The sequence below is a fragment of the Bacillus sp. GBSW19 genome (assembly GCF_002998655.1).
Classification (GTDB): domain Bacteria; phylum Bacillota; class Bacilli; order Bacillales; family Bacillaceae; genus Bacillus.
In genome coordinates this window covers 788567-803551 of record NZ_PVRF01000002.1, presented here as the reverse complement: position 1 = coordinate 803551, position 14985 = coordinate 788567, and the positions used below count along the sequence as shown (strand labels likewise).

Sequence of the window (14985 nt, the reverse complement as noted above, 5' to 3'; positions counted from 1 at the left end):
ACATTTGATAGGAAACGAGGGGCTTTAGGATGAAAATTGTGATTGCACCAGATTCATTTAAAGAAAGTTTATCTGCATATGAGACAGCATGTGCCATTGAACGAGGATTTCATGCGATTTTGCCAAACGCTGAATATATCAAACTTCCAATGGCAGATGGAGGAGAGGGAACTGTTCAATCGCTAGTTGATGCGACGGGCGGGCACATTGTCAATCAAGTGGTCACAGGCCCGCTTGGGGAGCCTGTTGATGCCTTTTTTGGCATGTTAGGGGACGGTCAGACTGCCGTCATAGAGATGGCCGCAGCCTCTGGGTTACACCTTGTTCCGCAAGAAAAACGCAATCCCTTATTCACGACATCGAGAGGAACAGGGGAATTAATGCTTGCGGCACTGGATCAAGGAGCGAAGCATGTCATCATTGGGCTTGGCGGAAGTGCAACAAATGATGGCGGCGTTGGGATGATGCAAGGATTAGGTGCGGCTTTTCTTGATAATGCAGGACAGGATCTGTCGCCAGGCGGTGGAGCCCTTCATCAATTAGCTTCTATTGATCTATCTGGACTTGACCCAAGACTGCAATCCGTTCGGCTGGAGGCAGCTTGTGATGTGGACAATCCTTTAACGGGTGAAAGAGGAGCATCTGCTGTATTTGGTCCTCAAAAGGGTGCTGATAAAGAAACGGTTCAAGTGTTAGATAAAAACTTAGCTCATTTTGCACAAGTAGCAGAAAAACAGTTCAATGTATTTTTTGAAGGTGTAGCAGGGGCAGGAGCGGCAGGAGGACTTGGTGCGAGTTTATTAGGCTTTTTACACGCCGATTTGCAAAGAGGAATTGATATTGTGCTTAAGGCAGTTCATTTTGATGATGTCATCAAGGAGGCAGACCTAGTCATTACTGGGGAAGGCCGGATTGACCAGCAGACCATTTATGGAAAAACGCCAATTGGTGTAGCCAAAGCAGCAAAGCAGTATAACCTGCCTGTGATTGGTATTGCGGGCTCCCTCTCAAAAGACAGTGCAGTTGTACATGAGCATGGAATTGATGCACTTTTTAGTATCGTTCCAGGTGTAACTTCTCTTTCTGAGGCGATGAGAGATGGGGCTCTTCATGTAGAGAGAACCGCTCGGAATATTGCGGCTGCTATATCAATTGGAAGAAATAAGTAAACGTTGAAAAATGTTTCCTTTTCTATCACAATCCTTTCTATAGAAATGTGGTAAAATTGTATGAAATAAAATAGAAAGTTGGAGGAAACACAAATGTCTAATCTACCGAATTGTCCTACATGCAGTTCAACGTATACTTATGAGGATGGCAGTCTGCTGGTTTGTCCTGAATGTGCGCATGAATGGTCGCTAGAACAAGAAGAAGCGGCAGAGAAGCAGCTTGTTGTCAAAGATGCAAATGGAAATCTGTTAAGTGACGGGGACACGGTCTCTGTCATTAAAGATTTAAAAGTAAAAGGTTCTTCTTCCGTTTTAAAAATAGGGACGAAGGTCAAAGGCATTCGTTTAGTTGAAGGCGATCATAACATTGATTGTAAAATTCCTAGCTTTGGCGCAATGAAGTTAAAATCAGAGTTTGTGAAAAAGGTATAATAACGAAAGGAGGCTGTCAGTAAGAGGCCTCTTTTTATTTCTTTATTTATAGGTGAAAGGAATAATCTTAAACAGAATTCCATACATATATACCTGTTGAAAAAGGTTCATTTTTTAAAAAAATCAAGCCTCTTTTCACATAAAAAATTGCTGTTTTCTTAACCCTACCTTAAAAAAGGCAGATGATTCGCTAAATTTTGGCTAATCCCCTTCACAACTTTTGGGCATTGCTGTACCATATGGAAGTGTTCTTCTATTTTTAACGGATCATGGTGTTTATCAGGAAATAGATGATAGATAATACTTAGACAAAGAAGGAGAGGTAACGTGACGAACGTTTTAGAACTGCATAATGTATCTAGGCATATTCACGGGAAAAAGATCGTTCAAGACTTGAGCTTTTCTGTCCAAGCAGGCGAAGTCTTTGGCTTCTTAGGACCAAACGGCGCAGGGAAAACAACAACCATTCGTATGATGGTCGGTCTTTCTCCTATTACATCTGGCGACATTCTGATTAATGGTCATAGTATTCAATCCTCATATCAGCATGCCATCCAAGATGTTGGTGCCATTATTGAAAACCCAGAAATGTATAATCACTTAACAGCCAGACAAAATCTTGTTCACTTTGCCAGAATGAATGGGAAAGTGGATGAAGGGCGAATTGATGAGCTGCTAGAGCTGGTCAGCTTACAGCACGTGAAACATAAGCGTGTCCGTACGTTTTCATTAGGAATGAAGCAGCGTTTAGGCATTGCGCAGGCTCTTATACATAGACCGAAACTGCTGATATTAGATGAGCCGACCAATGGACTTGATCCAGAGGGAATTCGCATGATACGAGATTACTTGAGAAGGCTGGCAAAGGAAGAAGGGCTGGCTGTTATTGTTTCAAGTCACCTCATGTCAGAAATGGAATTGATGTGTGATCGTTTTGCGATTATCCAAAAAGGAAAGCTGATTGCGATTGAGGATCAGCGTACAGAGACGAATCAAGACGAACTGGTCAATTATCGAATGAAGGTCGCATCTGGTGAGCTGGAAGAAGCGCAGAAGCTCATCGGTGTATTTGAGGAAGGCACGACTGTTAGAGAAGAGGAGCAGTATTTATTCCTCTCCTTGACAGAAGAGAAAATGCCGGAATTGATTCGTCATTTGAGTGACGCGTCCATTCATTTGTACGAAATCAAAATAGAAAAACAAACCTTAGAAGATAAGTTCTTAAGCTTAACAGGTAAAAAGGAGGCAGACGTATGATTCGCCTCATTCAAAACGAGTGGATGAAGATCAGTTATCGTGTTGGAACTTGGATTATGGTTGGACTTCTTGTTTTAGGTATGATTGCCACACTGATCTTTGCACTTAAAACAAATGACGAAGATCAATCATCCGGAGCTTGGAAAGACCAACTAGAAATGATGAATACTGAGAACAAGAAGGAACTCAAAGAAACAGAAAATGGTTTCTTTAAAAGAAGCCTTGAAAAAGAGATAGCTATTAATGATTATCGAATCAAGCATAACTTACCGCCAGCTAATCAGTTTAGTGACAGTGTATGGGATTATGTAAAAACAAACGCCAATTTACTTCAGCTTGTAGGTGTGTTTGTGATCATTATTGCTTCCACCATTGTCTCGGCTGAATACAAGCATGGTACAATTAAATTATTATTGATTCGCCCACCATCAAGGCTAAAGATCCTAATATCTAAATATATTACGGTGCAGCTGTATGCTCTTTTACTAGTTGTGGTACTGTTTCTCTTGTCATTTATATTGGGTGCCATTTTCTTCGGCCTCAACACTGATTATGTGAATTTGGTCTATCAAAATGGTGAAGTGATTGAACGTTCGCAGTTTGCAAATATGGTCTTTTATTATCTTGCTCATTGTGCAATGTTTGTCGTACTGGGAACACTTTCGTTCGCCATTTCTACAGTATTTAGAAGTGAAGCTATCTCCATCGCTATTAGTGTGTTAGCTTATATTGTGGGTGGATCAATTACAGGTATTTTAATGCTCTTCTTTGATTGGTCAAAATATTTGTTATTTGCAAACGATCCATCCCAATACTTTATGGAACAGGTTACTCTTATCGAAGGTATGTCTCTAGGATTTTCATTAACAGTCCTAGTCATCTATTGGGCTATTTTCTTGGCCATTGCCTTAATCGTCTTCCAAAAGCGAGAAGTGAAAACAGGCAGTTAATTTAACTTTTTAGGAGGTTTACACATGATTAAACGTAAAGGTGAAAAAATTATGGGGATTATTAGTATTATCCTCAATGCCATTGGTGTTGGGTTTGGAGCATTAATTCTCTCCTTAGGTCCATCATTTTATGATGAAATCAATGAAGTGTTACAAGAGGAAGGAGAAACATTGCCGATTGAAACGCTTCAGGCTTCGATTAATTCATTTGGTACTCAGTTCATGGTTGTTTCCGCAATTGCGGCTGTGCTATCGATTGTCGGTGTGATTCTTTTGAAAACAGATCGCCGTGCCGTGCTTTCAGGTATTCTTTTCTTGGTGTCTGCTGTGACTCTTTTAATTGGAACAGTCGGTCTTGCATTTGCTCCAATGGTTCTATTGTTTATCATTGGATTGATGTCTCTTATTAGAAAGCCGAAAACAGACATTCACACGAGTGAATATCCTTCATAAATACAAAGAAAAAGACATGCGTCGTTGTACGCATGTCTTTCTTTTTTTAAATGATACCGATCAGCAACGCCACGAACAGAAGGATAATACTGAATCCCCACATCCAAAAGAAGGAGTAGCGGATATGTTTCCCCATATCGACCCCTGCAAGGCCTATCGCAAGCCAAACGGCTGGAGCGAGTGGACTGACAAAGGTTCCGATGATGTTACCAATCATCATGGCATACGCAGCGGAAGTGCCCGACACGCCAACCTCAGATGTAATCGATTCGACAATTGGAAGTAGAGCATAATAATAGGCGTCTGTGCTTGTCAGCATATCCAGCGGTACGCCAAACATCCCTACAATGATATGTAAAAATGGAAGCAGGAAAGCAGGTAGAATCTGAATGCTGTCCACAGCAATGGCTTTTAGCATGCCCGTTCCTTCGAGAATTCCTAAAAACGAACCTGCGGAGAAAATAACGGCAGCCATCATGAGTGCACTAGGTGCATGCGCCTTGATTCTCTCCATTTGTACATCCACTTTCGGATAGTTAATTAATAGTGCGAGAGAAAGACCAATCATAAACATATAACTAGCCGGAATCACGTTGAGCACAAGAAGGACAACTACGGCTATAAACAGAATGAAATTCACCCACATCAAGTGATAACGTTTTAAAGCGGCGTCACCTGTCTCGCTAATGGATTGAATAGCCCGGTCCCAATCTGCGCCTTCTAATTGAACAGCAGCGATTTCGTTTGCAGCGATTTTTACCCGAATGCGTTTTTCTTCCCTTTTCCCTAAAATAAATGCCATTCCTAATACGAGAACGACTCCAATGAGCTGAATGGGAATGAGCGGCACCCAAAGTTCAGATGGGTCCATATTAAGGACACTCGCTGCCCGTCCTGTGGGGCCAGCCCACGGCACCATATTCGTTAAGCCGGCACTTGTCCCGATCAATAACAGCAATAAGTACGGACTCATATGTAATTTTTTATAAAGTGGAAGCAGTGCAGGTACAGTTAATAAAAATGTAGTCGCCCCTGCTCCGTCTAAATGAGCGATGACTCCTATTAGAGCTGTCCCCATCGCAACCGTGACAACATTTCCCTTTGTCAGTTTAATGAGCGCTTTTATTACAGGTTCAAAGAACCCTGTATCTTGTAAAATACCAAAAAATAAAATGGCGAAGATGAACATGGTCGCCACTGGAAGTACTTTAATAATCCCTTCTTCAAAGAAAGATTGAATGTCATTGATTCCAAATCCTGCGATGAATGCCCCGATTAAAGGCACCATGACCATGGCAACAATTGGACTTGCTTTCCCCCAAATCAGCAATACAACAATCGTTAAAATAATCAATAATCCAACAAACGTTAACATAAGTCCCTCCCCCTACAATAAACCGTTTACATTTTCTTGCTCTTTTTATGACAATGCAGTCCCATATTTGCATTGAAAAAAAGGGTATCAAAAATATGAGCATTAGGCAACCGCTTTCATACCTATACAATGGTAAAAAAGGATGGTGAATCCATTCGCGGCGCGGTATCAAACATGTCAAAAAATTTAGATAAAATATAACGATTCAAGGGCATTTCTACAAGCGAATATATTTATATAGGTATTTAGAATCATTAAAATAAAAGAAGCGTCCAATGAATGAACGCTTCTTTCAAATTATTTTTTCAAGATGACGTACTCGTAAGGGTCAAGCTGAAGCTGGTCTGGCACCTGCTCTTCAGACAGCATATTTTCATAGCTTTCCGCTGAATCTAGTGATATGTTCTGCTGCTCTTCTGTAAAATTCATCATAAATACATAGTCTTGCGTGCCATCTGTTCGTTTTTGTACACTAACTCCCTCTGGAATCACAGATGATAGGACGGGCTGTATACCCATTCCTGCGATGAGATCCTCGTAGAACTCATCATAAAAAATCTGCTCATTTTCGGAAGCCATATAGTATGCTTTTCCATCTCCAAAAGGATGGACGGTCAGGGCTGGCTGTCCTTCATAGCAGCCATTCTCAAAATGCCCTAACACAGAGGCCGTTTCAGGATGAATGGATTCGCAATATTGCCCGACATGGTAGGTGCGTCCATTCCCTGTGGTCATTAACACATGTTCATCTGGCATCAATGTGTTGATTTCCTCAGCCCATATGCCAAGTACATGGCGGAGAGGGCCCGGGAAACCGCCGAGGAAGCAGAGATCGTTTTCGTCGACCATGCCGCTCCAATATGTCGCGATAAAAATACCGCCCTTTTTGACAAAGGCTTCGATTTTTTCTGCGACGCCTGGTTTGATCATGTAGAGCATTGGAGCAACCAGCACACGATAGGATGAGAAATCCTTTTCCATGCCGACAATGTCAACAGGGATGCCTTTTTTCCAAAAGCTTCGATAGTGAGTTTGACAAGCCTCTACATAGCGTTTGTTTGTATTATTTAAGCCTTGTGCATCATCAATGGCCCAGTGGTTTTCCCAATCGTATATGATGGCGACTTCTGGTTGTACGGACGTGCCCGCAATGGGCTGCAGCTGCTCCAATTGTTTCCCTAGATCAGCGACTTCTTGAAACACGCGCGTATGTTCATGCCCGGAATGATCGACTACGGCGCCATGGAATTTCTCGGAGGCACCTCGGCCTTGGCGCCACTGAAAGTAAAGCACGGAGTCTGATCCGTGGGCAATCGCCTGTATGGCAGAAAGGTGTGCCATTCCTTTGTGTTTGACCTTATTCACTTCATGCCAGTTCACAAGGCTCGGTGTACTCTCCATAACGAGAAATGGCTGACCGTCCTTTAATGAACGATATAAATCGTGAACGAAGGCGACGTTTGACGCTAATTCGGAGGTTGTTTCCCTGCCGCTATGCCATGCTGGATAGCTATCCCATGAAATCACGTCGACCTCTTTTGCAAATTGATGATAATCCAGCCCAAGGAATGGGCGCATATGCGGGTAGTCGCCCATAAAGTTGGTGGTCACTGGGATATGAGGCGTCAATTCCCGCAGCGGTTCAATTTCATTTTGATAAAAATTGATCGTTTGCGCTGTGACAAAGCGCTTCCAGTCTAGGTTCATCCCGTGAATCATGTGCTCCCCGTGCGGTGCAGGTGATTCGATTTGTGACCAGTCACTATACGTGTGGCTCCAAAAACCCGTCCACCATGCTTGATTCAAAACTTCAAGGTCATGATTGTATTTGTCTTTCAAATAGTCCCGAAATGCTTCCTGGCAAAGATCACAATGACATTCGCCGCCGTACTCATTCGAAATGTGCCACATAATCAGTGCCGGATGATCCTTGTAGCGTTCAGCCAGCAGCCGGTTGAGTGTATTCGTTTTTTCTCGATAAACCGGTGAGGTGAAGCAATGATTATGGCGCAGTCCATGTAAATTACGCTGACGGTTCGCTTCGACGCGCAATACCTCTGGATATGCTTGTGACAGCCAAGCAGGTCTTGCCCCGCTTGGCGTTGCGAGAATGGCGTGAGCCCCCTGAGCTGCCAAGCGGTCCATGATGTCATCCAGCCATGCAAAATCATACTGCCCTTCTTTTGGCTCTAGCTTACTCCATGCGAAAATGTTGATGGAGAATGTTTGACAGTGTGCAAGCTTCATTAATCGAAAATCTTCGTCAATGATCTCCGGCATATGGAGCCATTGCTCTGGATTATAATCGCCACCATGCAAAAAGCCTTTCACATTTGGGTGAACGAGTGGGTAACGCTTTCCCATTTTGTCACGTCCTATCCTTTTAATTACGGTGTCATTTGTTTAAATACATCAAGAGAAGGCAGTGCTTTTCCGTTGAAATCAAACATCGCTTGATTTTCCCAAGCATTTCCGACTGTACCGGTTGTTTGGATATAAGCCAGCCCGTATTGACTAGACCACGGAGCGCCTTTCGCTGGAATCCAAAGCGGCTCCCAATAAAAGAACCCTTTTCCGCGATTGTTTTTCACTTGTGAAATGTTCTCTGATAGATCTCGTATAAAAGATGCCTGGCCTTGAGGTGAAGCCGGGTAGCCGGCTGTTTTGACAGAGTCTTGATTAAATGAATTCTCTAGGTTGTCGCCATTTGCTGTCGTAAACCCATAGGCGGTTTCCACAACAATCACGTCTTTGTGATAGCGGGCACTAATATCATTCATATTAGACGTCAGACCATTAAATCCACCGTCCCAATACGGGTAATAAGATAGACCGATCGTATCGAATGAGACGCCTCGTTTTGTGATTTCATCAAACCACCAGCGGGACGCACCATTGTCCCCTCCGTGTGCAAGGTGAAGCATGATTTTGATGTTAGAATCGACAGAGCGGACAGCATTTGTGCCAGCCTTTAGCAAAGCGGCGAGCCGATCAAATTCCCCGCCGCCTTCACCCCAGCTCTTTCCATTTGGCCACAGCATGCCTGAGTTCAGTTCATTCCCAACCTGAACCATGTTCGGAAGGGCATTTTGTGCTCTCATCGCTTTGAGTACATCCCCTGTGTAAGTGCCGACCGCTTTTTCTAAATCGCTTTGTGAAAGAGATGCCCACACTTTCGGTTTGAATTGTTTACCAGGATCAGTCCAGAAATCACTGTAGTGAAAATCAAGCAGGACTTTCATATTTTGTGCTTTTGCACGTTTCGATAGAGCGATGGCTGTGTTTAAATCATTTGTCCCACCGTTATAGGCACGGCCTTGGTTGTCGTATGGATGGTTCCACAGTCTAATGCGCACATAGTTGACGCCTTTTTCCTTTAATAGCTTGAGCGGGTCCACCTGTTTTCCGTTCTGGTCGAAGTATCTGCCCCCGCTTCTCTCTACTTCTGCAAGCATAGAGATATCGGCTCCTTTGACGAAATCACCCTGCAGTCCATTGATCGGCTGAACAAAAATCGTATCGGCTTTTGCTTCAGGCAAAATACCTAACCCCATAAAAAAGAAAACGACAACCGTGACGAGCATCCATTTTTTCATCAAATCTCCCCTTATCCTTTTGTCCCGCCTTGTGTGAGGCCGGATACAAATTGTTTTTGTAAAACAAGAAACAATAAAGCGACTGGAATCGCAATGAGTAAAGCCCCGGCTGCAAAGGTCGTGTAGCTGGCCCCCATTTTGTCTGACACAAGATTGTACAGACCGATCGGGAGCGTATACATTTCGGGTGAGCGGACAATGACACTGGAGATGATGAAATCACCCAGTGGTCCTGTAAAAGAGTTGATGGCAACAACCGCCAAAATCGGCTTAGCAAGCGGCATAATAATTTGGATGAAAATCCGGAAATGCCCTGCGCCGTCCATTCTGGCTGATTCATCGAGATCCTTCGGAATCGCATCAAGATAGCCTTTCATTAAATACGTATTCATCGGAATTTGCCCGCCTGCATAAATCAAAATTAGTGCAAGGTGGCTGTTAATCAGTCCAAGCATTTGAGCCAAAACAAAAATCGCAATCAGCGCTGAAAATTGCGGAATCATTTGCAACAGCAAAAAGAGCATCAGCCCATTTTTCCGTCCTTTGAAACGGAATCTGGAAAAGGCATAGCCTGTAAAACTGACAAGAATTAACGTTAAGAGCATAGTCGCAATACTGATCTTCATTGAATTCCAATACCATTTTGCATAAAGTGCTCCCTGACCGAAAAAGAGCTCGGTAAAGTGGCTGAACGTTGGATTCTTCGGAAACATACTTGTACTCATGAGGCTGTTTCCAGGATTAAAGGAAGCACCGATTGTCCAAAGCAGTGGATATAGAATACAAATGGAGGCAATGAAAAGGATAAAATAAGTAATGCTCAGGCGAATGAGCTTGTTTTGTTTTGATCCCATATCACATCATGTCCTCCTCTTTGAATGAATTCGTTCTCTTAAACTGCCAGAGTGCAATGGCGATGACAAAGATTGAAAGTAAAATCGTGACAGCCGCAGCGAGTGCATATTGAGAGGACTGCATCGTGAGTTTATAAATCCAAGAAACTAAGATGTCCGTTCCTCCAGCGGTTGACCCCGCAACAGGCGGTCCCCCGCCATTAAATAAGTAGATAATATTAAAGTTGTTAAAGTTAAACGTATATTGTGTGATAAGGATGGGTGCAATGGAATAGAGAACAAGCGGTAACGTGATGGACCGGAATTTCTGAAAAAAATTGGCCCCATCAATGGTCGCAGCCTCATATAAATCCTCGGGAATCGCCTGCAAAACGCCTGTTGTCATAATGAAAACAAAAGGGAATCCAAGCCAAGTCTGCATCGCAATAAGGGCAATTTTGCTCCAAAATGGATCTGTCAGCCATGGTTTTGGATCAATCCCTATCGATGCAAAAAGTGTATTGTTAATGGCACCAAAGGTATCATTGAACAGTCCAGCAAACACCAAAATGGTCACAAAGCCTGGAACAGCCCAAGGAAGAATCAAAATGGTTCTAAAAAACCGTTTTCCCTTTAAATCCTTCTGATTGAGCAGAACCGCTAAAAAGATGCCGATGGCACATTGAAGGGTTGACGCGGCCAAAGTCCATACGACGGTCCAGCCAAGTACATCAATGAAGGTGTCTCTCCAAATATCAATGGAAAAGATATTTTGAAAGTTCTTGATTCCTACCCAGTCGATCAGATTGGCAGGAGGCGAGTGGTATAAATCATAGTTCGTAAAGGCAAGCGCAAAGCTGAACATAATAGGAAAGACAACAGAAAATAGAAGTAAAAAGAAAGCAGGAGTGCTCATTAAGTAAGGGAAGCCTTGATCGATGAGCTGATGATATTGAGCACGGATGGAATGAAGTGGTACCCCTTGATCCCGTTTCTTTCCATTCATAAAAGCATCACGCATCATGAGTACATAAAAGCCGATACCAAAACCAGCTGTTAACAGCGCAATAATCCCCTTTGCTAAAAGAAAAACAGAGTTGTCACGAGGCAGCATCGTCCCAAGTGTGAACAGCCCCCAGAAGCCAATATTGAATAAATCATAAAATACAATCAAAAAAGAGACGCCGAACAGGAAAAAGAGTGCCCCTTTGCCGTACTGTTTGTTGTATATCTGCCCCATCCCGGGTATAAAGGAGAACATTAGCGCCCGTCTCCGGTGTGTCTTTGATTCCACTGTGTGTGTGCGGTCTAGTTCAAGGTTACCCGTCACGTCTAACACCTACTTCATATGAAATTAGATCAACTACGGGCAGTTTGATAGACTACCCGCATTTGATGGTTATTTGGAGTGATTTGCTTTAATTTGAGAGTCTATTTGATTGACCGCATCATCAAATGCCTTTTTCACATCTGTACGACCAGTTGCAATGAGACCTAATGCACTATCAATCGGCTTCCACACTTCTGCCATTTCAGGATTGTTCGGTGTCAGCGTGGCATATTTCGTTTGTTTTGAAACAGCATCCGCATTAGCGTTTTCCGTAATGATTGGATCTTTCATCAGTTTTTTCACTGGTGGAATTTCCTCTGTCAATTCAAAGCGTTTCTTCGCATTTTTTTCGTTCGTGATAAATTCAACAAATTTCTCAGCAAGTTCTTTATTTTTAGAATAAGAGGAGACGTTGTAGCTCTTTACACCTAAGAAGGAGCTCATTTGTTTTCCGTTAGGGAGTGTTGGCAGTTCAGCCACGCCATAGTTAATACCCGCCTTTTTAAATGGACCAAATGACCATGGACCAGAAATGACAGCTGCTGCTTTTTTCTCTGTGAATAAGGAGTTGAGGACATTGATTCCTTGTTCCCCAATGATGCCTTTCGGGAAAAGTCCTTCGCTAAAGAATTTTTGAATGTATTCTCCGCCTTGGATGGCGCCATCGTTGTTCAGACCAATGTCATTAACATCATAAGAGCCATCGCTTTTCTGCTTGAAAATATAGCCCCCAGATCCGCCTAAAACACTTTGCGCATAGTAAATTTCATCCCATTTCGCAACAAAGCCGTACTTTCCGTCTTTTGTCAGCTTTTTCGATAGATCATACCAGCCATCAAGTGTCGTTGGTGCCTTTTTGACAAGGTCTTTATTATAGAAAAGCACCGTCGTTTCAACGGATTTAGGAAGACCATACAGCTTGCCGTCTACCGTTTGTGATTGAATCGATTCGTCTGTGAAGGAGTTAATCACTTTTTGATCTGGTTTGATTTCCTGTAATAGCCCCTCAGTGACAGCTGATCCAATTTGATCGTGAGGCATCGTGATGACGTCTGGACCTGTCCCAGCTGCGCCATCTAGACGTAGAGCTTCAATTTGGTCGGCATAAGCTTTTTCGACCACTTTGATTTTCACATCATGTTGTTTTTCGAATTCTTTTACAGCGTCTTGAATCCCATCAGACTTTTTGACATCCTCCCACACTAGCAAGGTCTTTGTACCTGTAGATGCCGGCTGTGTACCGCTTGAATTGTCATCTCCCGGTCCGCAAGCTGAAAGCAGAAGCACAGCAGTACCAACGACTGCTGATAATGTCGCCCATTTTCCCTTTTTCATTGGTAATCCCCTCTCGTTCTTTTTTCACAGATGATAAGAAAACGCTTTCTTAATGTGAGAATATCAACTTAAGTAAAAAAAGTAAACATATTTTATTAAATTTATTAAGTAAAATTTTTTACTCATATAGAAAGAAAAGAAGCCCTCCACATTGGACGGGGCTTCTAGTTGTTTATATCGTACTTTTCCGAAAGACAGGTTCTGAGGCAATCAGCACAGTTTTAGGTAATGCTCTGCCGTCCACAAGTCTTTCTAACAGTAAATCGACAGCTGTTTCACAAAGTAAAGACGTGTGGATATGATACGTGGTGAGCGGTGGTGACACATATTGAGACACATGAATATCGTTGATACTAAAGACGCTCACGCGGTTCGGCAGAGAAAATCCGCGCTCGTTTAATGCTTGTAAGCAGCCGATGGCAAGAGGATCACTAGCGACACAAAAAGCGGTGGGCAGATCATCACCAAGCTCATCAATCGCCTTCATCATCAGCGAATACCCTTCATCTACTGAGAAATGATGACCGACATAGACCAATCGCTCATCAAGGACATTGTGAGCCATCATATATTCACGGAAAGTCGTTTCGCGAATATCTGGAATATGCACATTCGTATTCAGGTCAAGGTCTGTGCCGCCTACGAATCCAATGGATGTGTGTTTTTTTTCAATAAAAGAATCGATGATCTTTTCAACAATTCGTTTTAGATTTGGTTTTACAGAATCAAAACGGTCTTCATCCGGTGACGTATCAATAAAAACGATATGCTGGGTGATTGCATATAATTGATCAAGCTCTGACGTTTTAAATCGGCCGATGGCGATGATCCCTTCTGTAGAAGGATCAATGGAATGAAGCCCATCAGATGGATTGTAAGCGGTGACATTTAAACTCCGAGTATTGGTCAGTTCCTCAATGCCCAGACGAATGGATTTGAAATAAATATCTTCAAGCTCTTCCTTTTCGGTCATCCAATAGAGAAAGGCGATTTTTTTTAATGAATGTTTGAATGTTTTCTTTTGATAGGACAAAGCTTCTGCGGCGGCGTATACTTTTTCGCGTGTTTGATCCGTGACAGATAGGTTGGGATCTTGGTTCAGTACGCGAGATACAGTCGCAATGGATAATCCAGCTTTTTCAGCAATGTCCTTTATTTTAGCTGCCAAATCAGCACCTCCTATAGAAAATATCTCCTCCTAGTATAGAGTCTTTAAAAAAATTAGTAAATATTTTTATTAAATTGTTTTCAGTTAAGCGCTTCTTTACGCACTGGGAAGGAATTAGTAAGATATATATATGAAAGGTTTTGGATTAAGATTTCTGATAGGAGAGGGACCGATGTATTACGATGCACTGAAGACATTTGTGACAGTTGTGGAAGAGAAAAACTTTACAAAAGCAGCCCAAAAGCTGCGGATTTCTCAGCCGAGTGTCAGTCTTCATATTAAGAACTTGGAGCAGGAATTCCAGACCGTTCTGCTGAATCGTTCGCCAAAGCAATTAACGGTTACACCAACTGGGGATATGCTGTACCATCGATCAAAACAAATCATTCGTTTATATGAACAGGCGAAGCAGGATATTTATGAGCATCATCATCTGGCAAGAGGGAAGCTGACAATCGGGGCGAGTTTCACCATTGGAGAGTACGTGCTGCCGCAAATATTGGCAGAGTTTCATCAGCTCTATCCGCATGTTGATATTGAGGTGGTCATTGATAACACAGAGGCGATCGCCAGACATGTCCGCTTATTCCATGTCGACATCGGTTTAATCGAAGGACAGACCAATGACAAAGAACTAACTGTCGAAACTTTTCTAGAAGACGAGCTCTATATCGTGGCGCCATTAGATCACCCCTTTGCTAAGAAAAAGGATGTCACGATTGATCAATTGCAAAACGAAACATGGATCACAAGAGAAGAGGGATCAGGTACCGGAGAATACTTACAGCACGTCCTGAAATCAAATGGGCTGAAAGCACGGACCTTTGTGACATTTAGCAGCAATCAAGCGATTAAAGAAGCTGTGATCCACGGAATGGGGCTTTCCGTTTTATCTAAATATGTCCTCCAGCGAGGCAGCATTGGCGGTGAATTGGCTGTCATTTCTGTGAGAGGAATGGATTTCAAACGAAAATTCTCCTATGTCGAGTCACCAATGACAGGGGGAAATAAAAATAAAGAATTGCTCGTTGAATTGTTAAGGCAAGAGAGAAAAGACGCTTCTCCTCAGTAGGAGAAACGTCTTTTT

General features: G+C 42.7%; 13 protein-coding genes. 6 read left to right on the top strand and 7 right to left on the bottom strand.

The annotated features are described in order from the left end of the window. Positions 1-29: 29 nt before the first annotated feature. The 5 genes from C6344_RS13860 (at position 30) to C6344_RS13840 (ending at position 4261) form a co-directional block, all read left to right on the top strand. A complete protein-coding gene (locus C6344_RS13860) occupies positions 30-1169 on the top strand; it encodes a glycerate kinase (RefSeq protein WP_034660534.1) in 1140 nt (379 codons plus the stop codon). Positions 1170-1262: 93 nt separating this feature from the next. After that, the gene (locus tag C6344_RS13855) at positions 1263-1601 is read left to right on the top strand and encodes a zinc ribbon domain-containing protein YjdM (protein ID WP_106073017.1); all 339 of its coding nucleotides are present in this window, start codon (positions 1263-1265) and stop codon (positions 1599-1601) included. A gap of 327 nt (positions 1602-1928) precedes the next feature. Beyond that, positions 1929-2858, top strand: coding sequence for an ABC transporter ATP-binding protein (locus C6344_RS13850; RefSeq protein WP_106042887.1), 930 nt, complete (start codon positions 1929-1931; stop codon positions 2856-2858). After that, positions 2855-3808, top strand: a complete 954-nt coding sequence (locus C6344_RS13845) for an ABC transporter permease (protein WP_106042889.1) — start codon at positions 2855-2857, stop codon at positions 3806-3808. Before C6344_RS13850 ends, C6344_RS13845 begins: the two co-directional genes overlap by 4 nt. Positions 3809-3832: 24 nt before the next feature. Next, positions 3833-4261: a DUF4064 domain-containing protein gene (locus tag C6344_RS13840; protein ID WP_106071279.1), complete on the top strand. Its 429-nt coding sequence runs from the start codon at positions 3833-3835 to the stop codon at positions 4259-4261. A gap of 46 nt (positions 4262-4307) precedes the next feature. Here C6344_RS13840 and C6344_RS13835 read toward each other — a convergent pair whose 3' ends face one another. The 7 genes from C6344_RS13835 to C6344_RS13805 form a co-directional block, all read right to left on the bottom strand. Beyond that, on the bottom strand, positions 4308-5636 hold the full coding sequence (locus C6344_RS13835) for a CitMHS family transporter (RefSeq protein WP_106042893.1): 1329 nt from the start codon (positions 5634-5636) through the stop codon (positions 4308-4310). A 297-nt stretch (positions 5637-5933) separates the two neighbouring features. After that, complete coding sequence (locus C6344_RS13830) at positions 5934-8000, bottom strand: beta-galactosidase (RefSeq protein ID WP_106073016.1); 2067 nt, start codon at positions 7998-8000, stop codon at positions 5934-5936. 23 nt (positions 8001-8023) lie between these two features. Then, positions 8024-9232: a glycoside hydrolase family 53 protein gene (locus C6344_RS13825; RefSeq protein WP_106073015.1), complete on the bottom strand. Its 1209-nt coding sequence runs from the start codon at positions 9230-9232 to the stop codon at positions 8024-8026. 11 nt (positions 9233-9243) lie between these two features. Continuing rightward, entirely contained in the window at positions 9244-10086 is an 843-nt protein-coding gene (locus tag C6344_RS13820) for a sugar ABC transporter permease (RefSeq protein ID WP_012011808.1), read from the bottom strand. Position 10087: 1 nt separating this feature from the next. Next, entirely contained in the window at positions 10088-11326 is a 1239-nt protein-coding gene (locus tag C6344_RS13815; protein WP_066031516.1) for a carbohydrate ABC transporter permease, read from the bottom strand. 138 nt (positions 11327-11464) lie between these two features. Next, the gene (gene ganS / locus C6344_RS13810; protein WP_106073014.1) at positions 11465-12730 is read right to left on the bottom strand and encodes a galactooligosaccharide ABC transporter substrate-binding protein GanS; all 1266 of its coding nucleotides are present in this window, start codon (positions 12728-12730) and stop codon (positions 11465-11467) included. A gap of 172 nt (positions 12731-12902) precedes the next feature. Then, on the bottom strand, positions 12903-13898 hold the full coding sequence (locus C6344_RS13805) for a LacI family DNA-binding transcriptional regulator (RefSeq protein WP_060597629.1): 996 nt from the start codon (positions 13896-13898) through the stop codon (positions 12903-12905). Between the two features lie 172 nt (positions 13899-14070). Between C6344_RS13805 and C6344_RS13800 the strand changes: the two genes are divergently transcribed. Continuing rightward, positions 14071-14970 carry a LysR family transcriptional regulator gene (locus C6344_RS13800; RefSeq protein WP_106048013.1) on the top strand — a complete coding sequence of 300 codons (900 nt, stop codon included), beginning with the start codon at positions 14071-14073 and terminating at the stop codon, positions 14968-14970. Positions 14971-14985 lie beyond the last annotated feature (15 nt).